The sequence below is a fragment of the Candidatus Nitrosacidococcus sp. I8 genome (genome assembly GCF_945836005.1).
Classification (GTDB): domain Bacteria; phylum Pseudomonadota; class Gammaproteobacteria; order Nitrosococcales; family Nitrosococcaceae; genus Nitrosacidococcus.
Genome location: NZ_OX241534.1, coordinates 1,701,194 through 1,727,179 on the forward strand (window position 1 = coordinate 1,701,194; position 25,986 = coordinate 1,727,179).

Annotated in this window: 26 protein-coding genes and 1 other RNA gene; 12 read left to right on the plus strand and 15 right to left on the minus strand. The window is 38.0% G+C overall.

Going from position 1 to position 25,986, the window contains the following annotated elements; genetic code table 11:
* Positions 1 to 120: 120 nt before the first annotated feature.
* The 10 genes from hflK to infA all read left to right on the plus strand — a co-directional run bounded on the left by hflK (position 121) and on the right by infA (position 8,531).
* Positions 121 to 1,326 carry an FtsH protease activity modulator HflK gene (gene hflK / locus OOL07_RS08415; RefSeq protein WP_264696116.1) on the plus strand — a complete coding sequence of 402 codons (1,206 nt, stop codon included), beginning with the start codon at positions 121 to 123 and terminating at the stop codon, positions 1,324 to 1,326.
* 2 nt (positions 1,327 to 1,328) lie between these two features.
* Positions 1,329 to 2,252: a protease modulator HflC gene (gene hflC / locus OOL07_RS08420; RefSeq protein ID WP_264696117.1), complete on the plus strand. Its 924-nt coding sequence runs from the start codon at positions 1,329 to 1,331 to the stop codon at positions 2,250 to 2,252.
* Positions 2,253 to 2,323: 71 nt separating this feature from the next.
* Positions 2,324 to 3,493 carry an ATP phosphoribosyltransferase regulatory subunit gene (locus tag OOL07_RS08425; RefSeq protein ID WP_264696118.1) on the plus strand — a complete coding sequence of 390 codons (1,170 nt, stop codon included), beginning with the start codon at positions 2,324 to 2,326 and terminating at the stop codon, positions 3,491 to 3,493.
* 4 nt (positions 3,494 to 3,497) lie between these two features.
* Positions 3,498 to 4,787, plus strand: coding sequence for an adenylosuccinate synthase (locus OOL07_RS08430; protein WP_264696119.1), 1,290 nt, complete (start codon positions 3,498 to 3,500; stop codon positions 4,785 to 4,787).
* Between the two features lie 23 nt (positions 4,788 to 4,810).
* Positions 4,811 to 4,907: signal recognition particle sRNA small type (ffs, locus tag OOL07_RS08435), an RNA gene on the plus strand.
* Positions 4,908 to 4,933: 26 nt separating this feature from the next.
* The gene (gene dnaX / locus OOL07_RS08440; protein ID WP_264696121.1) at positions 4,934 to 6,544 is read left to right on the plus strand and encodes a DNA polymerase III subunit gamma/tau; all 1,611 of its coding nucleotides are present in this window, start codon (positions 4,934 to 4,936) and stop codon (positions 6,542 to 6,544) included.
* A 12-nt stretch (positions 6,545 to 6,556) separates the two neighbouring features.
* Positions 6,557 to 6,877, plus strand: a complete 321-nt coding sequence (locus OOL07_RS08445) for a YbaB/EbfC family nucleoid-associated protein (protein WP_197744285.1) — start codon at positions 6,557 to 6,559, stop codon at positions 6,875 to 6,877.
* 26 nt (positions 6,878 to 6,903) lie between these two features.
* Positions 6,904 to 7,512, plus strand: coding sequence for a recombination mediator RecR (gene recR, locus OOL07_RS08450; RefSeq protein ID WP_264696123.1), 609 nt, complete (start codon positions 6,904 to 6,906; stop codon positions 7,510 to 7,512).
* 12 nt (positions 7,513 to 7,524) lie between these two features.
* Entirely contained in the window at positions 7,525 to 8,214 is a 690-nt protein-coding gene (gene aat, locus OOL07_RS08455) for a leucyl/phenylalanyl-tRNA--protein transferase (RefSeq protein ID WP_264696124.1), read from the plus strand.
* Positions 8,215 to 8,312: 98 nt separating this feature from the next.
* Positions 8,313 to 8,531: a translation initiation factor IF-1 gene (infA, locus tag OOL07_RS08460; RefSeq protein WP_197744288.1), complete on the plus strand. Its 219-nt coding sequence runs from the start codon at positions 8,313 to 8,315 to the stop codon at positions 8,529 to 8,531.
* A gap of 95 nt (positions 8,532 to 8,626) precedes the next feature.
* Here the strand turns inward: infA and OOL07_RS08465 are convergent, their stop codons facing one another.
* The 6 genes from OOL07_RS08465 to guaB form a co-directional block, all read right to left on the minus strand.
* Positions 8,627 to 10,012: a porin gene (locus tag OOL07_RS08465; RefSeq protein ID WP_264696125.1), complete on the minus strand. Its 1,386-nt coding sequence runs from the start codon at positions 10,010 to 10,012 to the stop codon at positions 8,627 to 8,629.
* Between the two features lie 256 nt (positions 10,013 to 10,268).
* Complete coding sequence (gene tadA, locus OOL07_RS08470) at positions 10,269 to 10,751, minus strand: tRNA adenosine(34) deaminase TadA (RefSeq protein ID WP_413774112.1); 483 nt, start codon at positions 10,749 to 10,751, stop codon at positions 10,269 to 10,271.
* Positions 10,752 to 10,953: 202 nt separating this feature from the next.
* Positions 10,954 to 11,466: a methyltransferase gene (locus OOL07_RS08475; protein WP_319804050.1), complete on the minus strand. Its 513-nt coding sequence runs from the start codon at positions 11,464 to 11,466 to the stop codon at positions 10,954 to 10,956.
* Positions 11,467 to 11,475: 9 nt separating this feature from the next.
* Entirely contained in the window at positions 11,476 to 11,763 is a 288-nt protein-coding gene (locus tag OOL07_RS08480; RefSeq protein ID WP_264696126.1) for a hypothetical protein, read from the minus strand.
* A 260-nt stretch (positions 11,764 to 12,023) separates the two neighbouring features.
* Positions 12,024 to 13,592, minus strand: coding sequence for a glutamine-hydrolyzing GMP synthase (gene guaA / locus OOL07_RS08485; RefSeq protein WP_264696127.1), 1,569 nt, complete (start codon positions 13,590 to 13,592; stop codon positions 12,024 to 12,026).
* Positions 13,592 to 15,055, minus strand: a complete 1,464-nt coding sequence (gene guaB, locus OOL07_RS08490) for an IMP dehydrogenase (RefSeq protein ID WP_264696128.1) — start codon at positions 15,053 to 15,055, stop codon at positions 13,592 to 13,594. The genes guaA and guaB overlap by 1 nt, the downstream gene beginning before the upstream one ends.
* A 445-nt stretch (positions 15,056 to 15,500) precedes the next feature.
* On the opposite strand from guaB, the gene OOL07_RS08495 reads away from it, so the two are divergent.
* The gene (locus OOL07_RS08495) at positions 15,501 to 17,630 is read left to right on the plus strand and encodes a TonB-dependent receptor (RefSeq protein WP_264696129.1); all 2,130 of its coding nucleotides are present in this window, start codon (positions 15,501 to 15,503) and stop codon (positions 17,628 to 17,630) included.
* Between the two features lie 153 nt (positions 17,631 to 17,783).
* Positions 17,784 to 19,892: a TonB-dependent receptor gene (locus OOL07_RS08500; RefSeq protein WP_264696130.1), complete on the plus strand. Its 2,109-nt coding sequence runs from the start codon at positions 17,784 to 17,786 to the stop codon at positions 19,890 to 19,892.
* Positions 19,893 to 19,948: 56 nt separating this feature from the next.
* Here the strand turns inward: OOL07_RS08500 and OOL07_RS08505 are convergent, their stop codons facing one another.
* The 9 genes from OOL07_RS08505 to OOL07_RS08545 all read right to left on the minus strand — a co-directional run bounded on the left by OOL07_RS08505 (position 19,949) and on the right by OOL07_RS08545 (position 25,846).
* A complete protein-coding gene (locus OOL07_RS08505; RefSeq protein WP_264696131.1) occupies positions 19,949 to 20,248 on the minus strand; it encodes an RsiV family protein in 300 nt (99 codons plus the stop codon).
* Between the two features lie 14 nt (positions 20,249 to 20,262).
* Positions 20,263 to 20,436: a hypothetical protein gene (locus tag OOL07_RS08510; protein ID WP_264696133.1), complete on the minus strand. Its 174-nt coding sequence runs from the start codon at positions 20,434 to 20,436 to the stop codon at positions 20,263 to 20,265.
* Positions 20,437 to 20,579: 143 nt separating this feature from the next.
* Positions 20,580 to 20,735: a hypothetical protein gene (locus OOL07_RS08515; RefSeq protein ID WP_264696134.1), complete on the minus strand. Its 156-nt coding sequence runs from the start codon at positions 20,733 to 20,735 to the stop codon at positions 20,580 to 20,582.
* Positions 20,736 to 20,787: 52 nt separating this feature from the next.
* A complete protein-coding gene (locus tag OOL07_RS08520) occupies positions 20,788 to 21,990 on the minus strand; it encodes a tetratricopeptide repeat protein (RefSeq protein WP_264696135.1) in 1,203 nt (400 codons plus the stop codon).
* 92 nt (positions 21,991 to 22,082) lie between these two features.
* The gene (locus OOL07_RS08525; protein ID WP_264696136.1) at positions 22,083 to 22,739 is read right to left on the minus strand and encodes an energy transducer TonB; all 657 of its coding nucleotides are present in this window, start codon (positions 22,737 to 22,739) and stop codon (positions 22,083 to 22,085) included.
* Positions 22,739 to 23,146 (minus strand): ExbD/TolR family protein, encoded by a 408-nt coding sequence (locus OOL07_RS08530; protein ID WP_264696138.1) that lies wholly within the window; start codon positions 23,144 to 23,146, stop codon positions 22,739 to 22,741. The genes OOL07_RS08525 and OOL07_RS08530 overlap by 1 nt, the downstream gene beginning before the upstream one ends.
* 10 nt (positions 23,147 to 23,156) lie before the next feature.
* Positions 23,157 to 23,675: a MotA/TolQ/ExbB proton channel family protein gene (locus OOL07_RS08535; protein ID WP_264696139.1), complete on the minus strand. Its 519-nt coding sequence runs from the start codon at positions 23,673 to 23,675 to the stop codon at positions 23,157 to 23,159.
* Entirely contained in the window at positions 23,659 to 25,086 is a 1,428-nt protein-coding gene (locus OOL07_RS08540; protein ID WP_264696140.1) for a MotA/TolQ/ExbB proton channel family protein, read from the minus strand. Before OOL07_RS08540 ends, OOL07_RS08535 begins: the two co-directional genes overlap by 17 nt.
* Positions 25,079 to 25,846 (minus strand): DUF3450 domain-containing protein, encoded by a 768-nt coding sequence (locus OOL07_RS08545; RefSeq protein WP_264696141.1) that lies wholly within the window; start codon positions 25,844 to 25,846, stop codon positions 25,079 to 25,081. The genes OOL07_RS08540 and OOL07_RS08545 overlap by 8 nt, the downstream gene beginning before the upstream one ends.
* Between the last annotated feature and the right edge of the window lie 140 nt (positions 25,847 to 25,986).

The window sequence follows — 25,986 nt, forward strand, 5'->3', positions numbered from 1 at the left end:
TGGGATAATAAGTTTTAATTAAGTAGCATTAAGTTTAAATAGGCTGGTTTATAGTATGCTAATACTGCACGTTATAAGCACATATTTTGTAATCGAATCGACATTGGAGTACCTAGACTGATGGCTTGGAATGAGCCTAATGGAAACAAAGATAATGATTCTTGGAATAAAAATGGTGATCAACAAGGACCACCAGATCTAGATGAAATTATCCAAAATCTCAAAACTAAACTGAATAAATTTTTTGGTAATAAAGATGGAGGAGGATCAAATTTTTTAGAGCAAGGACCGAGTAGTAGAGGCCTAGTTTTACTAGCACTGGTTGCTATCACTGGCTGGATGGGTTCAGGTATTTATATTGTTAAACCTGCAGAACGAGGAGTAGTGCTTCGATTTGGTAAATATGTAACTACGGCTGATTCAGGACCACATTGGCATATTCCCTACCCTATTGAGAAAGTAGAATTAATAGATGTGGCTCAAATCAGAAGCTATGAAATTGGTTATCGATCTACAGGTAGAGGACAATCCGGATCTCCTGTACCCAGTGAATCCTTAATGCTCACGCAGGATGAAAACATAGTAGATGTGCGTATTGCGGTTCAATATAGGATTAAAGATGCGGCTCATTATTTATTTAATGTACGCCATGCAGACATTAATTTACGGCAAGTACTTGAAAGTGCATTAAGAGAAGTAGTAGGTAAAAATACTATGGATTTTGTGCTTACAGAAGGACGTAGTGAGACGATGATCCAAACGCAAGCCCTAGCTCAAGAAGTTTTAGATCAGTATAAAGCGGGAATGATTGTCACTAGCGTAAACATGCAAGATGCTCAACCACCAGAGCAAGTGCAAGAAGCTTTTGCTGATGCTATTAAAGCTAGGGAGGATGAGCAAAGACTTCGTAATGAGGCTGAAGCCTATGCAAATGATATTATTCCTAAAGCACGAGGCGCAGCTTTTCGTAAGATTAGAGAAGCAGAAGCTTATAAGAGTCAAGTAATTGCTCATGCTCAAGGTGAGACTGCACAATTTTCTCAGATTCTTGAAGAATACTTAGCAGCCCCAGAAATTACTGAAAAACGTCTTTATATTGAGGCTATGGAATCGGTAATGAAAGGAAGCCGTAAAGTGCTTGTTGATGTACCCGGAAGTACTAATGTATTTTATCTACCTCTTGGAAATAATGAGAGTGAAGAAAATAATAAAACGAGACGTACAATCTCTTTAGATCAGTTACCTGCTATTATCCGAGGCAAAAATATGAACCAACAAGATCATAGTCTACAAGACAATAATAGCCGAAATCGGAGGACGCGTTAGTAATGGGTAAAAATTTTAGCGTCTTATTCGGGATCATCGCCTTGCTTATTATTATGGGATCTCAAAGCGTTTTTACTGTTGATGAAAGAGAGAGAGCTATTTTACTTAGGTTAGGGAAAATTGAGAGGGTAGACTTCGAGCCTGGCATCCATTTTAAAATTCCATTTTTTAACTCAGTAAGAAAATTTGATGGTCGTACCCTATCCCTTGATGTAGAAGCTGAACGCTATCTTACAATCGAAAAAAAGAATGTTATTGTGGATTCTTTCATTATGTGGCGAATTAGCGATGTAGCTCAATACTATCGCTCAATGGCTGGTACTGAATCCAATGCAGATTTACGTTTATCTCAAATTATTAAAGATGGATTACGTAGTGAGTTTGGGCGGCGCTCTATTCAAGAAGTAGTCTCAGGTGAACGAGCACTTATTATGAAAACTATGGCTCGCCGAGCAAATGAGCAAGCTAAAGAATTTGGTATTACTATTGTGGATGTACGTCTTAAACGAATTGATTTACCAAAAGATGTAAGTAGCTCCGTATATGCTCGTATGGAAGCCGAGCGTGAGAGGGTAGCAGCTGAACTAAGATCTCAAGGGGTGGAAACCTCTGAGCGGATTCGATCAGAGGCCGATCGCCAACGTACTATTATTTTAGCCGATGCACAAAAAGAAGCAGATACTATTCGTGGTGCAGGCGATGCAGCAACGACTAAAATTTATGGAGATACCTTTAATAAAGATCCAAATTTCTATGCTCTGTATCGTAGTTTAAATGCATATCGTAATATCTTCCCTCAGGAAAGTGATAATATTCTTCTTTTAGAGCCTAAGGGAGAATTTTTTAGTTTTTTTAATTCTAAATCAGCTACCCCTCCTCTAACTCATTCCATACAACCTCAAACTAATTCTAATTCTACTCAATAATATTCAAAAGGGGGTTTATCCCCCTTTTGTTAGATTTCAGAATAAAATAAGTTAAAGTTTAATCTATATAGATGCCGATTACTGAACGCTGGCTTTTACCAGAGGGTGTAGATGAAATTTTACCAGAAGAAGCAGAAAATATAGAATCTGCTCGCCGGAAACTTATAGATTTGTTTTATTCTTGGGGTTATGAACTAGTTATCCCGCCACTTATCGAATACCTAGAATCCCTTTTCACAGGTACGGGTACTGATTTAGAGCTACAAACTTTTAAGCTTACGGATCAGCTCACTGGGCGTTTAATGGGGATTCGGGCTGATATAACACCGCAAGTAGCTAGAATTTCTGCTCATCGCCTTAAAAGAAAAGGAATAACTCGTTTATGTTATATAGGTAGTGTATTGCATACCTTGCCCAAGAATTTAGGCGGTACTCGTAATCCTATTCAAGTCGGTGCAGAACTCTATGGGCATAAAGGTATAGAAAGTGATATAGAAATTATACGACTTGCTATAGAATCTCTATTTCAATCTGGGATAGAAAAAATCTGTTTAGACTTAGGTCATGTAGGAATATTCCAAAATATTATTTCTCAAGTGCGTCTTTCAAAAGCACAAGAATATGTATTGCTTGATATAGTGCAACGTAAAGCACAAGATGAAATTGAAAATGCATTAATAGAATATCAGATTGACTCTAAATATTCCAAGATACTTATGGTCTTAATAAGCCTTCATGGAGGGGAAGAGGTTATTCAGGAAGCAGAGCGATACCTGATGGATAATGAAGCAATCGACGCATTAGCTACTTTGAAAAAAACTGCAAGTGCTATTCAAAAATACTTCCCTTCACTACCTATTCATTTTGATTTAGCAGAATTACGAGGTTATCATTATCATACAGGGCTTGTTTTTTCTGTTTATACCCCTAAGTATGGTCAAGCGATTGTTCAAGGTGGGCGGTATGATGGAATTGGGCAAAACTTTGGATATGCACAACCAGCAACTGGGTTTAGCATAGACCTAAAAAAAATTATTACCTCTTATCCGAAACCCTATCATAGGATTTATGCACGCTGGATTGAAGATGTTAAGTTTGAACAGGAAGTACTGCGTTTACGCCAGCAAGGAGAAAAAGTAGTCTATGGGCTTTCAGATACTAAAGAGGACTATGAAGTGCTAGGCTGTAATCGTAGGTTAATACTAGAAGATGGACAATGGAAAGTGATAAGGATTAAGTAAGTAAGTGGCTAAAAATATAGTAATTATAGGTAGTCAATGGGGTGATGAAGGAAAGGGGAAAATTGTTGATCTGCTTACTCATCATGTTGATGCTGTTGTTCGTTTCCAAGGAGGGCATAATGCAGGTCACACCTTAATTACTAAAGCCAATCAAAAAATAGTTCTTCATTTAATTCCTTCAGGTATATTACATGAGCATGTATTGTGCATGATTGGAAATGGGGTTGTATTGTCCCCCGCTGCCTTTATGAAAGAGGCAGAAATGCTTGAACAACAAGGTATTACGCTATATAACCGACTTAAAATAAGTCCAATGTGTCCGCTTATTCTGCCGCACCATATTGCATTAGATCACGCAAGAGAGAAAATCCAAGGTAGACAAATTGGCACAACAGGATGTGGGATAGGACCAGCTTATGAAGATAAAATTGCAAGACGAGCTTTACGAGTCGGTGATTTATTAAATGAGGAGAATTTCGCATCAGATTTAACCGAAATCATAGATTACCATAATTTTATTTTACAGAGTTACTACAAAACTCAACCTGTTAGTTATAAGCAAACTCTAGATCAAGCTTTTTCTTTTAAAGAAAAATTTCAATCTCTGATAGCTGATATTCCTACCTTGCTTACACAGCTGCGGCTAAAAGGGAAAAATATTTTATTTGAAGGGGCCCAAGGTACTTTTCTTGATATAGATCATGGCACTTATCCTTTTGTAACCTCCTCTAATACTACCGCAGGAGGGGCTGCAACTGGAAGCGGTATCGGTCCTAGAAATTTAGATTATATTATTGGCATTACTAAAGCTTATACCACACGAGTAGGCAATGGTCCTTTTCCTACAGAGCTCAATAATAGTATTGGAGAGCATTTGGCTAAAGTAGGTCATGAATTTGGATCGACTACTAATCGTCCTCGTCGCTGCGGTTGGTTAGATTTAACTGCACTAAAACGTTCAATTACCATTAATAGTATTTCTAGTCTTTGCGTAACTAAATTAGATGTACTAGACGGTATAGAAAAATTACATATTTGTACTGCTTATCGTTATAATAATCAGTACTATGAAGTTCCTCCAGATACTAGAATTCTAGCTCACTGCGATCCGGTTTATATAGAATTACCAGGTTGGAGTGAATCTACAGTAGGTCTAACTGACTATAGACAGCTTCCTAAAAACGCTCATAATTACCTCAATAAGATAGAGGAGTTGGCAGGAGTGCCTATAGAGATTATTTCTACTGGTCCAGAGAGAGAACAGACAATTATTTTAAATAATCCTTTCAAGTAAAATAATAGTTTAATGGTAGCCTGCACTGGTCTCCTCGCAATGATATATTGTAAACCCCGTCAGGCCTGGAAAGGAGCAGCGGCAGCAGTACTTTCATGTGCCGAGATACGGCTAGTTGTAGGCTACCACCTTATTTTTATAATCTAATGGATTATTATGCATTAGCAAGAAAATGGAGACCTCGTAGCTTTTCCCAAGTAGTGGGACAAGATCATATACTTCAACCACTTATAAATAGTTTAGATACGGGAAGAGTACACCACGCTTTTTTATTTACAGGGATTCGAGGCGTAGGTAAAACCACCTTAGCTCGGATCTTAGCAAAATCTCTTAATTGTGAAGAAGGTATTAGTTCCTCTCCATGCGGAAAATGTAAAAATTGCTTAGAGATTAATGAAGGCAATTATATTGACCTTATAGAAGTAGATGCAGCATCTCGTACAGGTGTAGATGATACTAGGGATCTACTAGAAAATGCTCATTATGCTCCAAGCCATGGTCGCTATAAAGTGTACCTCATTGACGAGGTACATATGTTTTCTCTTTCAAGTTTTAATGCACTATTAAAAACTTTAGAAGAGCCCCCACCTCATGTTAAATTTTTATTAGCGACTACTGATCCTAAAAAAATACCTGTTACTGTCCTCTCTCGCTGTTTACAATTTAATTTAAGACGGATAAATCCGAAGATCGTTGCAGGTTATCTAAGTAAAATCCTAGATGAAGAACATATTTTATTTGATCCAGAGGCGTTATTTGCAATTGCTCAAGCTTCGGAAGGTAGTATGCGCGATGCACTTAGCTTTTTAGATCAAGCTATTAATTATAGTAATGGGCAAATTACTGTTAGTACTGCTCAAATAGTTTTAGGTAGTATTGATCAAAAAAATCTTCTTATTCTTTTAAATTATTTATCTCAAAAAAACTCTCAGGGCCTGATCAAACAGATACGAGAATTATGTAGTTATTCAGTCGATATTTACAGAATTATTAGAGATTTGTTACATTTACTTCAACAAATTGCTCTTTATCAAATCGATCCTAATCTTATAGATAAGATAGTTGAGAATGAGGATTTTATAGCACTTGCCAGCCGCTTTACTCCGGAGGAGATTCAACTTTACTATCAAATAGGTCTTATTGGAAATCGGGATCTTATCTATGCACCAGACCCATATATGACCTTTGAGATGTTGTTACTAAGAATGCTATGTTTCCATCCTGTGGAAGTGACACCTGATGAAAAAACTCTATCCTATCAGAGTATCTTGAGTGATAGTAATTTAAATGAAATAGTAGGGGTACAAGAAAAAGAAGCGGTGCTTGTGCCGAGAGAATTTTCTCCAAGCTTACTAAATAATAATCATGACTGGCAAAAATTAATTTCTAAATTAGAGTTAAGTGGTATTTCAAGGCAACTTGCCGAAAATTGTATTTTCGATCATTCTGAAATAAATAGTTTTTATTTAAAAATTGCCCCAACTATGGTAAGTCTCCAGCGTGGAAAGGATCGTTTACAAGAGGTATTGAGTAACCACTTAAATAGAGAAGTAAAAATTATTATTCAAACTTTTAATTTTAGTGATAACGCAGATACGATTGCTACACAGAAAGTAAAAAATCAAGAAATAGCAAAACAAACCGCAATTAAAGCAGTAGAGAATGATGAAAATATTCAAGCGATCTGTAAAATATTCGATGCTCAAGTTCTAACTGAAAACATTAAAGCTGTTCAAGAAAGTAAATTCGATAGTTAAGGAGACGTATTCATGAAGGGTGGTTTAGGTAATTTTATGAGACAAGCACAGCAGATTCAGTCGAATATGGAAAAAGCACAAGCTGAACTTGCAAATATGGAAGTTACAGGCCAATCAGGTGGAGGAATGGTTAGTGTGGTAATGACCGGACGATATGATTGCCGGCGTGTTACTATTAATGATGAAGTTTGGCAAGAAGGTAAAGAAATGGTGGAAGACTTAGTTGCTGCCGCTGTTAACGATGCAGTCCAGCAAGTTGAAGCTCAATCGAAGGAGAAAATGTCTAGTATGACCTCTGGAATGCTTCCCCCTGGATTTAAATTACCTTTCTAATTACCTTAAGCGATAATAATATCGTTATGCCTATTACTGATTTGTTTGGCCCTTCTGTATCTTATTTGGTAAAGGCATTGCGTTGCTTACCTGGAGTAGGACCAAAATCTGCACAACGTATGGCTTTTCACCTATTAGAATCAGATCGAGAAGGAGGAATTCAACTTGCAAATGCTTTGCTTGAGTCTCTAGACAAAGTTACTCAATGCCAATCGTGCCGTATTTTAAATGAATCTCTTCTATGCTCTTTATGTGCTAGCACTGATCGAAATCATAGCCAACTCTGCATTGTAGAAATGCCTAGTGATGTACAGGCAATTGAACAAACTACTGCCTATCAAGGATTATATTTTGTACTTATGGGGCATTTGTCCCCTCTTGATGGAATTGGTCCTGAAACCTTAGGTATGGATTTACTTATTCAGCGGTTAGAAATTAAAAAAATTAGTGAAATTATTCTTGCTACTAACCTTACCGTAGAAGGTGAAGCTACTGCCTATTATATTGATAGAATAGCAAAAAAATATAATATCGCTACTACTCGAATTGCCCATGGTGTTCCTATTGGAGGCGAGCTCGAGTTTGTTGATGCAAATACGCTTTCTTATGCTTTTAAAGGTCGCAAGCATTTATAAAATACTTATCTTTTGGTTTCCCCCTACTACATCGATTCCAACGATTCATCCTATTTTTTTCCAAACCCTAAACTTGCCCTTTTAGATCCAAATGGATTACTTGCTGTAGGTGGAGATTTATCTCAAAAACGGATTATTTATGCCTATTGTCAAGGGATATTCCCGTGGTATAGCCAAGGACAGCCAATACTTTGGTGGAGTCCTAATCCTAGGATGGTATTATTTCCTAGTAAATTAAAAATTTCACGAAATTTAAAAAAAAAATTAAACCGATCTGAATATACACTTACTATAGATAAAAATTTTCAGGGTGTTATTCAAGCTTGTGCTAATACACCACGGCACGGCATCATTAGCACTTGGCTCACTATAGAGATGCAAACCGCTTATATACAACTACATGATATGGGAATAGCCCATTCTATAGAGGTATGGGAGAAATCTAATCTTATAGGTGGGCTTTATGGATTACATATCGGTCGTATCTTTTTCGGCGAATCCATGTTCAGTCTACGCTCAGATGCTTCTAAGATAGCACTAGTTTATCTTTGTAATTATCTCCAGCAAAAAAGGGTTTCACTCATTGACTGCCAAGTTGAGTCTGCCCATTTATTTCGCCTTGGTGCTCAAACAATTACTAGAGATCTCTTTATTAGATGGGTACAAAAACTATGCAACCCATCTATTGTAGATGATTTGTAATAAAGCTGTAGAATCTACCTTAATTTATCTCCATGGCTTTTATGATAAAATGACTAAAATATACAGGTTACTAGCACAATAGGAATTATTAATAATATATGGGAAAAGAAGACAATATTGAAATGGAAGGTACGGTGATTGATAGCCTTCCAAATACTATGTTTAGAGTAGAGCTAGAAAATGGTCATGTGGTAACAGCACATATCTCCGGAAGAATGCGCAGACACTATATTCGAATTCTTACAGGCGATAAGGTAACAATTCAACTCACTCCTTATGATCTTACTAAAGGTAGAATTATTTACCGTGCTCGCTAATTAGTTACCAATATTAACTAATCTAAAAAAAGGGGGTACAGTACTACCCCTTTATGGGTTTATTTGATTAAATTTCCAATTCCAAGTTAGTAAGGCTACCAGAAAAAGTATCCACCTACACCAACCACATTTGCAGTCTGCCTATTACCATGGCCATACCATTCATTAATCGATCGGGTCCATTCTGCAACCAGTTTTAAGTTAGCATTTACATCATGGTATATTCCAGCTGTATAAGATTGTTGATCTTTAAGAACAGCTCCATATCCCATAGAGCTCATCAATTGATCTGTTGCGGTCTCGGCTTGTCTAGAAGTACCATAACTTATAGCCAATTTAGTATGCCCTAGGAAAGTATAACCCCATTGTGCCATCCAGCCTTTGTCTCTGCGTAAATGACCAGATGCATCCATAGAGTCAGCATCAAAAAGAAATGAACTGCCTAATCCTCTACCAGAGTAGTAGGAACCATTAAAATCCCAATTCTTATATCGAAGCTGAGATCCTGTTGACCAACCCCAAACATTACTTTCGCTGCTGACTGCAGACCAACCTCCATAAGGGGTAGTATTACGAGTAAAATTTTGCCACACCCCAGATCCCCAAACTTCCCAGCTACCATCTTTCCAAGATCTGGCATAGCTAATCATACCTTCGCCTCGTGGAGTGCTATCAGTATTATAACAGTTTGCCCCACTTGCAGCGACATAGCCATTTGCGAGAGATCCGGCAGCACCACAAACTTGAGAAGGATCTACTGCAGCAGCGGTTAATTTAACACCCGCCATATCTGGGCTAGTCCATCGAAGTTGCGCGTTAAAATTAGGATAGAGATACCCATAACCAATTCGACCTAAAGTAAATCCGCCGCCATGGACATTACCTGTAGCGCCTACACCAAAAAGGGTTTGGTCGGTTAAGATATTTTTACCCATAAAAACATCTAATGTCCGTCCCATCAGAATTTGGCCAAACTCACCATCAATAGTGAAATACGCTTCTCGAAACTCTAAATTTCCACCAAAACCTGTAGTTTCACTACTATTCACTAACCCTTGGCTTGGCATTCCAGGGCCACCATTATAACCTCTATTTTGTGTATTAGAGTTATTAACCTCTCCTGCAAGACTGATTCTTCCCCCAATATCTAACCCATTCCAAGTAGGAGCTTTTACATTAAAACCAAATAGAGAAGGCATTAACCCACTGCGAAACCTACTTTGATGCTCTGCAATGGGGCTCATATTCATGTTACCGCCAATTACATTGTCTGGACGACCACTTGGATCGCTCCAAACATAGAACTGGTTGATATTACCATCAAAACTGACTTCCCAGCCGTTGTCTCCTCCAACCACTACAATTGCACTTGCAGGAAGAGAAAAATTCATCGCTGCTGTAATAGCTATAGCTAATTTAGTGTTCTTAAAATTCTTCATGCCATACTCCATGATTTTATATGCCACAGACCACGCTGGCATAATACCTCCAAAATTCTACCTAAAATTTCTTTTTGTGTATTAAAAAAGTAGAGATTACCCTATAGATTAAACTACGACAATATTTATTTTAATTAGTTCTTTTATATTTGTATCAGATAGTTATATAGAATTTTAAGAAATTCATTTAATTAAATCAAATATCTAATTGTATAATTTTATTATATATATTTTAATTCATGAAATGATTTTTCATAAAAAGCTAACTTAAATAAAAAGTACGGCCGAATTATATCTATTATCGGCGTACTCTAAAAAAAGTAGTTAAAATTGATTCACTAAGCTCTGCTAAAACCCCTCCTCGAATCTCCACATTATGGTTGAATAATCCTGCTGAAAATATATTAATAACTGTTCCTGCAGCTCCACTTTTAGGATCAAAGGCACCAAATACAATTCTTTTAACCCGAGCTTGAATAGCTGCTCCAGCGCACATACTACAGGGTTCTAAGGTGGTATAAAGGGTACTGCTCACTAGGCGATAATTTTTAAGATAATTTCCGCTAGCCCGAATAGCTTGTATTTCTGCGTGTGCAGTAGGATCGCAGGTGCTAATTGGGCAATTCCAACCTTTTCCTAAAACTTTATTATCTCTTACTAGCACAGCCCCAATAGGAACTTCTTCTATTTTTTTTGCATAGTTTGCAAGCTCTAATGCATAGTACATCCATTTAATATCTTCCTCACCATCCATATCATCATTTTTTATATCTATTTCCACTCTATTATATTTTTTAAAATCAATTTTTTATAAAAAGTAGTATAATCAACGTCATGTAGAATACCATCGAGCATCAAAGGAGGAATTGATTTGGCTCAGCCTTAGCAAGGCTGAGCAGCCTGTCGACCAAGACCGTTTGAAAACTTAAAAGAGGCACGTTTTTAGGAATAGCAAAACCATATCCCAAAAGTAGTCATTCTCTTCATTGTGAGCACAATACCAAAATACTTCCAAGCGATCGAAGATGTATAACTTCCTCGAGAAGCAATTCGCTCGCTTGAATGATTGCCTTCCACTCGGATAAAGTTCTTTCCCTTCCTTGACAGCCGACAAACATCTGCATGTCAAAAGAAGCACTGGCAAGGTCGGCACCTCTTTCCGGTACGACCATCTCCAGTATCGCCACACGGGCACCACTCCCCGCGATGGCCTCACGAACTCTTTGCAGTACCTGCACACACATGCTGTCATTGAAGCTGTGCAGTACAGTCGAGAGAAGGTAGATGTCCTTATGATCAGTTGCCATAGGAACTTTCGTGAAAAGGTCTCCTGCCTGAAAGCGAAGACGCTTAACGGCATCCTCAGGGTGATTTGCCCAGTATGACTGGGCTTCCGCAATAACCTGGGGTCGATCCACAATCAGGGCAGACAACTGGGGGTAATGTTTAATAATCGCGAGTGACTTGACCCCACGGGAGCCGCCGACATCAATGATCCGTTCAAACTAGCTCCAGTCCATATCGGTGGCAAAGCCATCTCCAGCAAGAAACTCCACACTGTCCATGGCTTTAGAAAAATTCTGGTCGAACTCCGGCTGTTGGTCCAAGTAATCAAATAAATCCTTGCCACGACAAAGCTGGAATGGTGACGTTCCGCTGCGAATGCCAGCCTCCAATTGCTCGAACCAGGGGCGGCTGAAAGCTTCCGAGTTGTGCATCAAAATCATGGCTCGAACGCTTTGTGGATCGTCGTTGCAAAGGCAGTTGGAAAGCTTATTATTGCGAAACACCATACGAAGATTGCCCTCGATTGCCAATAGGCGGAACCAATCTGCACGAGTCGAAAGGGTGCTGGTGTGAGCTTATTGGGAATAGATTGAAGCCACGCACCGAACTTCATCATCATGGCAAATCGACGTACCAAGCCGATATTCTTCTGGAGTCCCAATAATTTAGAATAACCAGTTCCAAGCCGGCGAAACACCGAGACTACATTCTCCACCGGTACTCCACTATATTTCCAGCCGCATAACTTATAACCATGCCACTCCACTCATTCCCATTCAATTGTGGCAGGTGGCTTACCTGAAACATCATAAACTACTCGGGAAATTTTGGGTATTTCATTAATAATTCGGTTAGAGATTTGAGAAAGTAATTCATAAGGTAGGTGCACCCAATGAGCGGTCATAAAATCAATACTTTCTATTGCTCGCAATGCAATTACGAATTCATAACTACGCTCATCTCCTACTACGCCAACAGATTTTACTGGTAAAAATACTGCAAAAGCTTGGCTCGTTTTATAATACCAATCATGTGCACGCAATTCTTCAATGAAAATTGCATCTGCACAGCGAAGCAAATCTGCATATTCTTTTTTTATTTCCCCAAGAATTCGTACTCCTAAACCTGGTCCTGGAAAAGGATGGCGGTGTATGAGTTCAAACGGTAGCCCTAACTTAGCACCGAGATTACGTACTTCATCCTTAAATAATTCCCGAAGAGGTTCAAGTAGCTTTAAATTTAATTTTTTGGGTAACCCACCTACATTATGATGGGATTTTATAGTTTGTGCTTTTCCTGTCTTGGTACCCGCTGACTCAATGACATCAGGATAAATCGTTCCTTGGGCAAGCCATATTATGCTCTTTAGTTTTTTTGCTTCTTCTTCAAAAATATCAATAAATATACGACCAATAACCTTACGCTTTTCTTCTGGATCAGTAATGCTTAATAATGCTCCTAAAAAGCGTTGCTCTGCATTAATGTGAATAACTCGAATACCAAAGTGATCTACAAAGGTAGTTATCACCTGCTCGACTTCCCCTAAGCGGAGTAACCCATTGTCTACAAAGACACAGATAAGTTGATCTCCTATTGCACGGTGTAACAATGCGGCAACAACAGAGGAATCAACACCACCGGATAGAGCAAGTAATACTTTATCAGTGCCTACTTGGTTCTTTATTTGTATGATTTTATCCTCAACAATTTTTTGAGGAGTCCACTGGGCTTCACATTTGCAAATATTATGGATAAATCCTTTTAAAATATTTATTCCTTGAGGAGTATGCGTAACTTCTGGATGAAATTGAAGACCATAAAAATGTCGTTTTTCATCTGCCATCCCTGCAATAGGGCTATTGTTTGTAGAAGCAATTTTAGTAAACCCTACTGGCAATTGAGTGACTCGATCCCCATGACTCATCCACACATTTAATAAAAACTCTGTAGGAGTATTTGAATTCTCTACATCTACAAATAACGAAGAAGAATAGGCACACACTTGGGCATAGCCATACTCCCGGTGAGTGGCGAGCTCTACTTTTCCACCTAATTGAGATGCCATTGTTTGCATGCCATAGCAAATACCAAGAATAGGTATACCCATTGAAAATATTGATGCAGAGGCTTGAGGTGCGTATTCTCCTCGCACTGAATCAGGACCTCCAGAGAGAATAATTCCTTTAGGTGAAAGTGATATTAGGGTTTCATCCTTAACATAATAAGGATGTACTTCGCAATACACACCTATTTCTCTAATACGGCGTGCAATTAATTGCGTATACTGCGAGCCAAAATCAAGAATTAAAATGGGAGGGTTATAAGAGAGACCCATTAATTAGTCCTACGATAGTTAGGCGCTTCTTTAGTAATCGTTACATCGTGAACATGACCTTCCCTAACGCCTGCTGCTGTAATACGCACAAAATTCGTTTTAGTATGCATTGCTTCAATATTGGCACAGCCTGTATAGCCCATACTAGAACGCAATCCACCAATAAGCTGGTGAACTACAGGTGCTAAATTCCCTTTATAGGGAACACGACCTTCAATTCCTTCAGGAACTAATTTATCAGATCCCTCTTTATGATCCTGAAAGTAGCGATCGCTTGATCCTTGCTGCATTGCCCCTAAAGATCCCATGCCTCGATAGGCTTTATAAGCTCGACCTTGATAAAGCTCTACTTCCCCCGGAGCCTCTTCAGTACCAGCAAACATACCTCCTACCATTACTGTATGAGCACCTGCAGCAATCGCTTTAGCAAAATCTCCCGAGTAGCGAACCCCTCCATCTGCAATAAAGGGGACATCTGTACCTCTAAGTGTTTCAGCAACATTAATAATAGCAGTAATTTGAGGCACTCCTACACCAGTTACAACTCGAGTAGTACAGATAGACCCTGGACCAATACCTACTTTTACCCCATCAGCACCTGCTTCTACAAGTGCCTTAGCCGCATCTCCAGTTGCAATATTACCGCCAATTACTTGAATATTAGAATAAGTTGACTTAATCCACCGTACCTGATCGAGTACGCCTTTAGAATGACCATGGGCAGTATCAACTACCAATATATCTACTTCAGCTTCAATCAGTGAAGCAATACGCTCTCTGCTTCCTTCTCCAATACCTACCGCTGCACCTACCCGTAATCGCCCATATTCATCTTTACAAGCTAGAGGGTATTCAGTAGCTTTTTGAATATCTTTAACCGTAATTAACCCCTTGAGTTTAAATTGATCATTAACAACTAGTATTTTTTCAATGCGGTTTTGATGTAAAAGGCTAACCGCTTCTTCCCGGCTAGCTTCTTCTGATATGGTCACTAATCGTGATTTTGGGGTCATAATATTAGAAACGGGGCTATCAAAGCGAGTCTCAAACCGCAAATCCCTGCTAGTAACAATACCTACTAATTGTTCTTTTTCAACTACAGGTACACCAGAAATTCGATGGGATCGAGTAATTGCAAGAACTTCCCCAATACTAGTTTCTGGGGTTACGGTAATTGGTTCACTGATAATACCACTTTCAAATTTCTTTACTTTTCGTACTTCATTAGCTTGGCTCTCAATACTCATATTTTTATGAATAATACCTATTCCACCTTCTTGAGCTAGACTAATGGCCAGTTTAGATTCGGTCACTGTATCCATAGCTGCTGAGACAATAGGAACATTTAGCGTAATCGTACGACTTAGGCGAGTTGTCAGATCAGCCTCTTTTGGTAAAATCTGTGAGTATGCTGGGAGTAATAGAACATCGTCAAAAGTTAAAGCTTCTTGAATGATACGCATAGAGAAGTTAGTAAATAAAATTTTACTCTAAATTATACAGATTTTTCTCTACGGTAATATAGTCCTATAGAGAACTCCTCTAGTTTAGAATCTTTGTATTGATTGTTATTACTTCTCCTACAGGTGCTGTAATCTCAAAGAGCTTTAACTGTATTAAAGCGGTATTTTCCCGAGATATCAGCATTAACTTATCTAGTTTCTAAATAGAGACCTAGAGTTTATCAATAAATTATCGCCACAAATAAAGCACAAAAAAATAAAGTTTTTAATATTGTAGCCTTTAGCCTGCCGAAGCGGTTCTTTAAAACATTTACTCATCTAATAAGTTTAATAGAATAAAATCAAATTATTTTATAAAAAAATATACTAATGATATTAATTTTCATTTATATTAATAAACACGTTTTTTATAAAAAAAGTAAATTTATTAAATAAAGTTCATTTTATGAAGAATAAAAATATATTTTCATCTCAATTAAAAGTATCTAAATCAATAATATTACTTACGCTTTTATCGAGTATCTCTTTTGCTCAAGGAGCGGAAAAAGAGAAAGAAGGAAAGGTTAAAGAAGAAAAGAAAGAAGAAGCAAAAAAGCTAGAGCCTATTAAAGTACAAAGCACAAAAGGAGAATCCTATTTTCTCCCTAATACCAGTAGTGCAATGCGTACAGATACTTCCCTTCGTGATACTCCCCAAAGTGTTTATGTATTACCTAAAGAGTTACTTAGAGATCAAAACGTACAATCTATCGGTGATGCCATGCGTAATGTCCCGGGGGTGACTGTCAACCTAGGAGAAGGTAATCGAGACGAGGTTGTGATTCGAGGAATTGATACTAAATTTGACTTTTTCGTCAATGGACTCCGGGATGATTCTGAGTATTTCCGAGACCCTTACATTATAGATCATCTAGATGTATTGAAAGGCTCGTCTGGAATGATCTTTGGTCGAGGTAATGGAGGGGGTGTGGTCAACTTAGTGACTAAACAACCTACCTTAACTCCTCACTATAGTATCAACTTAAACGGTGGTTATTGGGATCATAAACGAGCGACTGTAGACTTTGGTGGACCTATTCCTGGAGATATAGCCAGTTATCGTTTAAATGCCATGGTAGAGGATTCTGGTGGCTTTCGGGATTTTTTCTATCTTCATCGCTATGGAGTAGATCCAGAAGTTACTTTTCAAATTGACCCTAATACTAAGCTGACGATTGGAGGACAGCACCTCAATGATAACCGCCTTGCTGATCGAGGTATTGCCTCTCAAAATGGTCGCCCTGCAGATGTACCGATTGAAACTTTTTTTGGCTCACCTACTCAAAATAATTCCTATCAAAATGTGGAAGAAGCCCATGGGATGTTTGAGCATATTTTTGATAGCTCCCTGAAAATCCAGAACTCCTTCCGGTTTATTAGCACTACTCACAATTATCAAAACTTATATGCAGGAAGTGCTGTTTCTAGTGCTGGCACTGTAGATCTTTCAGGTTATCGTCATGACAATACTCGAGATAACTTTTTTAACCGCACAGATATTATCTATAAAGTAAACACAGGGCCAATTAGCCAAGAAATTATGAGTGGTGTAGTAGTTTCCCATGAAGAAGATAGTGATCTTAAAATTGATTCGAATAAAATTACAGGGGTTTCTATTTTAGATCCAGTTGGAGTAGGTGTTTTTGATAAGGTCAGTAGAAATCGCTTTGTTACAGGTACAAACCTCGGTGTATATTTCCAAGATCAAATTGCCTTTAATGAACACTGGAAACTGGTGGCAGGGGCTCGCTATGATCGGTTTAAAGTAGTAGGTGATGATTTCTTAGGTGGTCCACATACCGAACGAGTTGATAATACCTTTAGTCCTCGAGCAGGAGTTATTTATCAACCTACTGGTTTTGCCTCATTTTACGCTAGCTATGCTAAGACCTATACGCCTCAAGGGACTAACCTCGCACTTTCTCTAAAAGACGCTTCCAATGCAGCACTTGCCCCTCTTGTTTCTACTAACTATGAAATAGGGACTAAATTTGTCATTCTTAAAGATAAACTTTCTGTCAATTCTGCTTTTTTCCGTCTTGACCAAGATAATGTAAATAGCCAGGATCCTAATAACCCTGCCGTTCTAGTTCAATTAGGTTCTCAAAGAAATGAAGGCTTTGAAGTCAGTGCGACCGGTGAAATCTTTCCAGGATTTCAAATCGTAGGTGGCTATACCCGCTTAAGTGCTCATCTTTTAACGGATACCACGAGTGGTAATGCTGGTGCTACTGTTGGATTAGTGCCACAGGATCAATTTAATTTTTGGGGTACCTACGCCTTTACGCCTCATGTTGGCATGAGTGCAGGAGTGAATGCTCAATCGAGTATGTATACTTCCTTTAGCAATAAAGTACTTCTACCTGGCTATGTGTTACCTCGAGCTATGATCTACTATACCAATTTAAATTATCGAGTCTCCTTGAATTTCGATAATATCTCTAACACAGTCTATTACCCGACCGCTGCGGGTGATAATCAGATTATGCCAGGGGCTCCTTTCAATGTAATGGCAAATTTTACCGCCACGTTCTAATACGCCCTCTCCTTCTATTTGTAAGGCAGAAAATTTTTATATTTTCTGCCTTTTTTAAATAAAAAAAATTATCAAGACAACCTTGATAATGAGAATTGTTATTACTATATTTAAAAAGCTTTTTTTAAACTAAAGCTAAATAAGGATAGTAATATGCAAAAAATATCGATGGTATTTACCATCATAATATTATTGACAGTAATGCCAACTCTAGGAGCGGAGAAGGAGAAAGAGAAGGAAGGAAAAACTAAAGAAGAAAAGAAAGAAGAGATTAAAAAACTTGATCCAATACAAGTACAAAGCACAAAAGGAGAGGGTTCCTATTTTCTTCCTAACACCACTAGTGCAATGCGTACAGATACCCTTCTTAAAGATACTCCTCAGAGTATTTATGTCCTTCCTAAAGAGCTGCTTCGGGATCAAAACGTACAATCTATTGGCGATGCCATGCGTAATGTCCCGGGGGTGACTGTCAACCTAGGAGAAGGCAACCGAGACGAGGTTGTGATTCGAGGAATTGATACTAAATTTGACTTTTTCGTCAATGGACTCCGGGATGATTCTGAATATTTTCGTGATCCCTATATCGTAGAGCATCTAGATGTGCTCAAAGGTGCATCCGGGATGATCTTTGGTCGAGGTAATGGAGGGGGTGTGGTCAACTTAGTGACTAAACAACCTACCTTAACTCCTCACTATAGTATCAACTTAAACGGTGGTTATTGGGATCATAAACGAGCGACTGTAGACTTTGGTGGACCTATTCCTGGAGATATAGCCAGTTATCGTTTAAATGCCATGGTAGAGGATTCTGGTGGCTTTCGGGATTTTTTCTATCTTCATCGCTATGGAGTAGATCCAGAAGTCACCTTTCAAATTGACCCTAATACTAAGCTAACGATTGGAGGACAGAATCTCAATGATAATCGACTTTCTGACCGAGGGATTGCTTCCCAAAATGGTCGTCCTGCAGATGTACCCATTGAAACTTTTTTTGGAGATCCCAACCAAAATTTTTCCCATCAAAATGTAGATGAAGCCCATGGGATGTTTGAGCATATTTTCGATAGTTCCTTAAAAATTCAAAACTCTTTCCGGTTTATTAACACTCTCCATGATTACCAGAATTTATATGCAGGAACTGCTGTTTCAGATGATGGTACTGTTCAGCTTACAGGCTATAACCACAATACTAACAGAAATACGTTCTTTAATCGTACAGATATTACTTACGATGTAGATACTGGATCTGTCCACCAGAAAATACTAAGCGGGATGGTTGTCTCTTATCAAGATGATACAGATATAAAATTTAATGCTGTTAACATTAATAATGTCTCTATTCTTGATCCTGTAGGCGTATTTAATCAGGGGGTATTAGCTAGAAATCGCTATGTGACAGGAACTGATATTGGTATCTTCTTCCAGGATCAGATTGCCTTTAATGAACATTGGAAACTAGTGGCAGGGGCTCGCTATGATTGGTTCAAAGCTGTGGGGTTAGGTCTCAAAGGGGGTAGGGTGACTAATCACATTGATCAAGTATTTAGTCCTCGAGCAGGGTTAATTTATGAACCTAATGATTTTGCGTCATTTTACGCTAGCTATAGTAAGACCTATACACCTCAAGCAGCTGATCTCGCTATTTCCTTAACAAGCCCCGCTACTGCAAATCTTAGCCCTCTTATCTCCACCAACTACGAGATCGGCACCAAATTTGTTATCCTTCAAGATAAACTCTCGGTGAATTCTGCCTTCTTCCGTCTCGATCAACAGAATGTAAATAGCCCAGATCCTAACGATTCTACTATTCTAGTTCAGCTTGGATCTCAACGAAATGAAGGCTTTGAAGTCAGTGCGACCGGTGAAATTTTTCCAGGATTTCAAATCGTAGGTGGCTATACCCGCTTAAGTGCAAAACTCTTAACCACTACCACGAGTGGTAACGCAGGGGCTACTGTAGGTTTAGTACCACAAAATCAGTTTAACTTTTGGGGCACCTACGCCTTTACGCCCCATTTTGGCATGAGTGCAGGGGTCAACGCCCAATCGAGTATGTATACTTCCTTTAGTGATAAAGTACTCCTGCCTGGCTATGTGTTACCTCGAATGATGTTCTACTATACCAATTCAAATTATCGGGTCTCCTTGAACTTCGATAATATCTCTAACACAGTCTATTACCCAACTGCTGCGGGTGATAATCAGATTATGCCAGGGGCTCCTTTCAATGTAATGGCAAATTTTACCACTACGTTTTAATAGTTCTTCTTTTGTTAGGCAGAAACTTTTCATATTTTCTGCCTAGATTCTTACTCCTAATGTATTGCAAACATAGATTTGTAGACAGGATGAATGAGATCAAAAAAAACTTTTGATGGTATTTCTATTTCTTGAGTTCCATAAACGTAGGGGGCTACTTGATAAGGAGGAAAAATAAATTGTAAGGTATCTATTTTATTACGGGCGTGAAGAGCTAAGAGCGTAAACTCTGCAAAATTCCTTGAGATAGGTTCTGTACCCTCTTCAATTGCTTCTGTGATAAATTGGCGTTGTTCTTGTTGAACCTTACTTTCCTCTAGCATATAAGAGGGTTGAGAATAACTTTGATTAAGCAATCTTTCTTTAAGTACTATGCGAGTAAATTTAGAAATTTGCTCACGTGAAAGGTAACTATCCTTTGTGCTTTCCGAGCATATATAAAACTCATTTCTATAGGGATAGGATGAGCTCCACCAGTATCAGCACCTCCTTTTCCTCGTATACTGATTAATTTGTCTGTTTTTGAGACAATGGAGAAGATCAAAAATAAAGTAAACTGCTGTTTTATAGACCCAGAAAAGGATTGTAGGTCAGGTATATTTTTTATAAATTCTTTTTTAGCAGCTTGACCTGCTTTTTGTAAAATATTCTTCAGTACCTGATCTTCTTGTCCTAATTCAGGGTAATTTATATTAATAATATAGCGTGGTGTATTTCTTGATGTTGAGGTAATACTCCAGATTGGTTGCTACCAGCGGGATAAATAGGGCAGGTCTTATTAGTACGTTGAATACCAATAAAAATGATTACGATAGTAAGAATAAAGGGTAGCCAGCGTTCCATAGCTAGCTAGTAGCGTGATAAGGAGAGAATTAATCTCTCCCTCGTATATATGTTAACTTTCAGTTTCAATGCGTTGTTGTTGTACTAATTGTAAATGTTTGAGCCACTGATCGGCTTGTTTATGGTATTTAGGAGATTGTTTTGCCTTTTTTAATGCTTCAATAGCCGGAACAATTTGCTCTTGTTCGTATTCTACTCGAGCAAGAGCAATATAAGCTTGCCCGGAATCATCTAGCCCTCCTTTTTTTAGGGCTTGTTTAAAAGCTAGTTCTGCTTGCTTCCATTGTTGAAGTTCGATAAACATTTGACCTAAGTGCAATTCCATTTTTCCATCTTTACGTAGCTGTCCCGCTTGTTTAAATGCGTCAGCAGCTTTTTTCCATTCTTTAGCTGCAAACCAAGATTCGGCAAGTCGCTCTAAATTTTTATCACTGGCTTCAATCGTGCTGTTTGTAAATCCTGTTTGCAAAACTATTCCCGCTTTATAAGGCATATCGAGATAGCGATAAAAATCAGATAATCGGACTAAATCTGCTTCTTTAGTAGTATCAATATGGGTTATTAATCCTTGTACTGCCAGTGTACGCTGTTTTTGATTCAATTCTGAATACACCGCTGTTAATTGCTGCCAGTATTCCTTCTTTTCTGGGAATTTAGTGATTAAAATCTCTAGGATTTTAGTAGATTCAGGGTACTGCTTTAACTCTAACCGGGCGGCCAGGTTAAGCTGGTACCAATATTCTTTAGGATCTTCGCTATGATTAATTGCAATGGTAATATGGGAAATTGTTTTGGTATATTTCTTTAGATGATAGTAAGCATTAGCTGCAAGTACATGGGCATCAGTACTAGATTCCCCAATGGCTTCGTCTTTAAGCCAATCCTCTAAAAATATGACTGCTTCAGTATATCGCTCAGTAATAATATAGAGCTGACCAAGGGCATAGTGCACGCTATTGTTTGCTTGATCAGGTAAAATTTTTAAATTTAAACTATTTTTGAACGTTTCAATAGCTTTGGGATAATTCTCTAAAGAAGAATAAGTATAGCCTAGCGTTTGTAATACCATTGCTTGTTCATAGCTTTTTTGTTGCCCTATTCCTTGAACTACTTGAAATAAATTCTTAAGGTTTTTAAGTGCAGTACTATACTCTTTTTTGTTTAATAGCTCATGAATTGAACTTAGAGATTCATAAGTACGAGGGCTTAATGCATATTTGGCTGCTGCAATTGCGGAATTAGATAAGGTACTCAAAAATAGTGAATACCCTAATAATAGGATAAATTTTTTACTTAAAGAAATCTCTAAATACCTACTTATATTCATAGATTGTAAGTCCAAACTTTTTATTGTGCTAAAGTGAAATCAATAGTTTGAGTTACACGTTGCTCGGAGACATCCTCTCCTTGTCTTTTAAATTTCCAACGTTTAATTGCCTGTAGTGCCGCTTGATCAAATACGCCAGGTGGGTGGGCTTCAATGATTTTTGGATCATGGACTAATCCATCTTTATCTACTGTAAATACAATAGTTACAGCACCTTCTATTCCTTTGCGAGCCGCATTATAAGGGTATTCAGGGGGTATTCGTGCAATAGGGAATAAATCCCCATCTCCCACTATATCAGTTCCGGTGCCTAAGCTACTACCTAAGGTATCTTCAAAATTCCCTAAATACGGCTCCATTTTACTTGCGAGTAAAGGAAGCTCAACACTAAGTGTAATACTAGGTAATGACGAGGGAGATTTAGGTGTTGTGATTTGTTTCTGTAACGTAGCTATAGGTGGTGGATTTTTAGGAGTCAATGGCTTTTTAGGGAGCTCACGTTGTTTAGGGTGAGGAGGTTTTGGCTTTTCTCTTGGGGTTAAATGAGTAAAGTCGGTCAAGCGAATAGGATCTACCTTTTTAAGTTTTTCATGCTGTTCTTCTACCATAAAAGACATGAGCAAAAATAACCCAAGATTAATTAACCCAGCCGCAATAAAGGCAGTAGTATATTTCATTATTTTTGATTTGCAGCAATAGATATATCACTAATGCCCGCTAGTCGTACTTGGTCCATAACTTCAATGACTACCCCAGTTTTTGCACTTTTATCCGCAACAATGACTACTGAATTAATCTGCTTTTCTCCTTGTCCATGTTCAATAAAAGTACGTACCGAACGAATATCAATCTGTTTTTGATTTAACCAAATTTCATTATTATTACTTATAGTAATTGTGATATGTTCTTGTTCTTTACTAATGACCGTTTTTGCTGAGGGGCGACTGACTTCAACCCCAGATTCTTTAGTAAAAGAGGTAGTTGCAATAAAGAAAATAAGTAAAATAAATACCATATCAATCATAGGAGTAAGATTGATATTGACTGCTGAATTACCCTGCCGATGACTATGTCGTGGTCTCATATGATTTTCCTTATCTTAGTAAATCCATAGTCTGTTCAATGGTGCGATCTACTCGATGTTCTAAATCAGCACTAAAGTATACGCCGGAAAGAGAGGTAACTAATCCTGCTAGGGTCGTAATTAAAGCAGTAGAAATTCCCCCTGCAAACCCACGAGTATTGCCCGTACCAGAAACTGTCATTACATCGAACACTTCAATCATTCCAATTACTGTACCTAGTAGACCTAACATGGGTAATACCGCAGTTAAGCTTTTAATTAAAAGTAAAAATTGCTTTAGATGGTTGGTAATATCTGCAATCATTCCTTCTCTAATTTTTTGTGCATGCCAAGAACGGTGTTTAGGCAGCTGTTCCCATAAACTAACTAGTTGCTGCAGTCTAGCAGGATGAAGAATAAACAAAAAATAATAGCGTTCAATAATTAGCATCCACATAAAAAAGGAGGTAACTAAAATAAGCCATAGTACACTTCCTCCTTGCGCTAAAAATGAATTGATTTTAAACAATCCATCAGAGAACATTCCCATGTTTGCTCTCCTGAAATCTATGTTGCTTTTCTGCCATCCAAGCAACAATAGCAGAACTTTCTTCATCTAAAATTTGAATAATTCGATTACTTTTACTGGCAAGACCACTGTGAATAAGTAAAATAGGAATGGCAACAACTAATCCAATCACTGTCGTGACTAATGCTTCTGAAATTCCAGCAGACATCAGTTTAGGATCATTAGTTCCAAATAAGGTAATTGCTTGGAATGTTTCGATCATACCAGTTACTGTCCCCAGCAATCCAAGTAATGGGGCCACATCTGCTAAAATTGCTAAAGTAGGCAGTCCTCGTTCTATAGGAGGAATCTCTTTTAAAATAGCTTCATCTAATCTTAAGGTTAAAGTCTCTACATCTTCTTTTTCATTTTTATAAACACCTAAAATTCGCCCTAAAGGATTATCTTGATTCGGTGTTTCTGTATGGCGTTGCTGCTCAATTTTTCTGTCAGTGATAGATAAGTAAATAAACCGTTGTAACGCAACTAAGAGACCGATAATTCCTAGAAATATAGTAATGTAACCAATCCAGCCGCCTTGATCAATTCTTTCCCTTAAATTTGGATTTTGTACTAATAAAGAGAGTAATGTACCTCGACTTGGATCCACTGCTATAGGCAGTGCTTCATCTCCAGCGGCTTTTGCAAAATCTACAGCAATTCCTAGAAAACGAGCAGCAGGCTGGCGACTAAGCTCTGCTAAACTAGAAACAGGCTCAGGAAGATAGCGTAAATATTTACCCTCAGAAACTGCGGTGAAAGTACCTACTCGGGTTACTTGTTTGTTTATAATTTCCCCACCTACAGTAATCACCGGTGCCTGAAAAGTAACTACTTTCCCACTTTCTGTCATTTGCTCTTGTAGACTTAACCAAAGCTGACGTAGATTATTAATGGTAGGAAGTTTATCTTTTTCTGCAATCACAGTAAGTGGAGCAGATCGATCTGGAAATTGTGCAGAAACTAAGGACTCATTTAGAATAGGTAGAAAATTTTGTGCTACTTTTTGTGCGGTTTCAAATAGCTCTTTTAGAGAACTAGAGCGTTCTCTGAGCTCAGCTTCATTTTCTGCTAGTATCTCTTCATTCTTTTTGAAAATCTCTCTTAATTCTTGCTCTCTTTGATCGGCAGCTACTAGATCAGATTTTGCTTTTTCTAATAATTCTTTCTGCTGGTTTCGATCAGATAGAAAATGCGACTCCCGTTCTGCATTAAGTTTTTTTTCTTGAATACCTTCCTGTCGTACCTGATTTAGGAGCTGATCTAAAGTCTTAGGAGTTTCCCCCCAAGAATTGATAGGCACAAGAAGAAATACTCCACTTAGAATAGAAAAAAATACTTTTATAAGCGAAGATTGGCTTGAATTTCTCATCACTTTTTTAAAATTAGCCATGGCTGTTATATTTCTTTGGTGCTTGAATGGGAAGTAATAATAAATCCTCTGGTGCTTGTTTTTGTGCAATTAATAGTCCTTTAGTAATTGCTGTACAATAAGAGTCAGGGACAGTTGCCCAGCCATGTTTTTGCTGATTCCAACGGCCACAGGTTTTATCATCTAGGGTGTGGAAAAATAAAGCAGTACGACCTATACGTAGAAAATCAACAGTGCGGGACTTACCATCACTCATTGCTAAAATACCCCGATATGATTCAATCGTTTGCCCGTACTCTACCTCTACTTGATAGCTCTCAATAAGACGTCGGTACTTTTCAGAAAGAGAAATATCAGCTCGATTCATAAGGTCTTGAATCTGTTTTACTCTAGTACGACGCTCCTCTAGAAGAAATGGAATATCTAAAGAAATGAATTGCTCTAGAGTAGAAACCATACGGAGCATAAGTGGTACAATTTCATGCCGAGTGGTTTCAATATCCTTTAACTCTTCTTGTAAAGTGGAGAATTCTTCAGCTTGGGAGTGAATTAGCTTTTCTAATTGATGGTTATAAGTATTTAAACTATCAAGTTGGGCGGTAACTTGGCGGTATTCAGCTAGTAAAGTTTGGGTTTCTTCTGAGAGTGTATTAATTTTTTGTTGAGATTTCTTTGCAGCTTGATTGGTATTTATCTGTGTTTGAATAGTTTCCTCTAGCGTGCTTTCTGCTTGGCAAATAAAAGAGCTAAAATAAATGAAGAAAAATAAGATATGCTTCACTGTTCCCACCAATATTGTTACTTAATAGAACTTTCTAATTACTTCTACTTTAATGTAAATAAAAATAATTATCAATAACAATTGATATAGAAATATAGTAATTTTTATGCTCTAACTAAAATAGCTCTACCGATATTACT

Excerpts from the sequence above, each read along its gene's own strand:
- hflK (WP_264696116.1), top strand. The coding sequence starts at position 121 with ATGGCTTGGAATGAGCCTAATGGAAACAAAGATAATGATTCTTGGAAT.
- hflC (WP_264696117.1), top strand. The coding sequence starts at position 1,329 with ATGGGTAAAAATTTTAGCGTCTTATTCGGGATCATCGCCTTGCTTATT.
- OOL07_RS08425 (WP_264696118.1), top strand. The coding sequence starts at position 2,324 with ATGCCGATTACTGAACGCTGGCTTTTACCAGAGGGTGTAGATGAAATT.
- dnaX (WP_264696121.1), top strand. The coding sequence starts at position 4,934 with ATGGATTATTATGCATTAGCAAGAAAATGGAGACCTCGTAGCTTTTCC.
- OOL07_RS08445 (WP_197744285.1), top strand. The coding sequence starts at position 6,557 with ATGAAGGGTGGTTTAGGTAATTTTATGAGACAAGCACAGCAGATTCAG.
- recR (WP_264696123.1), top strand. The coding sequence starts at position 6,904 with ATGCCTATTACTGATTTGTTTGGCCCTTCTGTATCTTATTTGGTAAAG.
- infA (WP_197744288.1), top strand. The coding sequence starts at position 8,313 with ATGGGAAAAGAAGACAATATTGAAATGGAAGGTACGGTGATTGATAGC.
- OOL07_RS08465 (WP_264696125.1), bottom strand. The coding sequence starts at position 10,012 with ATGCCAGCGTGGTCTGTGGCATATAAAATCATGGAGTATGGCATGAAG.
- OOL07_RS08480 (WP_264696126.1), bottom strand. The coding sequence starts at position 11,763 with ATGGTGTTTCGCAATAATAAGCTTTCCAACTGCCTTTGCAACGACGAT.
- guaA (WP_264696127.1), bottom strand. The coding sequence starts at position 13,592 with ATGGGTCTCTCTTATAACCCTCCCATTTTAATTCTTGATTTTGGCTCG.
- guaB (WP_264696128.1), bottom strand. The coding sequence starts at position 15,055 with ATGCGTATCATTCAAGAAGCTTTAACTTTTGACGATGTTCTATTACTC.
- OOL07_RS08495 (WP_264696129.1), top strand. The coding sequence starts at position 15,501 with ATGAAGAATAAAAATATATTTTCATCTCAATTAAAAGTATCTAAATCA.
- OOL07_RS08500 (WP_264696130.1), top strand. The coding sequence starts at position 17,784 with ATGCAAAAAATATCGATGGTATTTACCATCATAATATTATTGACAGTA.
- OOL07_RS08515 (WP_264696134.1), bottom strand. The coding sequence starts at position 20,735 with ATGGAACGCTGGCTACCCTTTATTCTTACTATCGTAATCATTTTTATT.
- OOL07_RS08525 (WP_264696136.1), bottom strand. The coding sequence starts at position 22,739 with ATGAAATATACTACTGCCTTTATTGCGGCTGGGTTAATTAATCTTGGG.
- OOL07_RS08530 (WP_264696138.1), bottom strand. The coding sequence starts at position 23,146 with ATGAGACCACGACATAGTCATCGGCAGGGTAATTCAGCAGTCAATATC.
- OOL07_RS08535 (WP_264696139.1), bottom strand. The coding sequence starts at position 23,675 with ATGGGAATGTTCTCTGATGGATTGTTTAAAATCAATTCATTTTTAGCG.
- OOL07_RS08540 (WP_264696140.1), bottom strand. The coding sequence starts at position 25,086 with ATGGCTAATTTTAAAAAAGTGATGAGAAATTCAAGCCAATCTTCGCTT.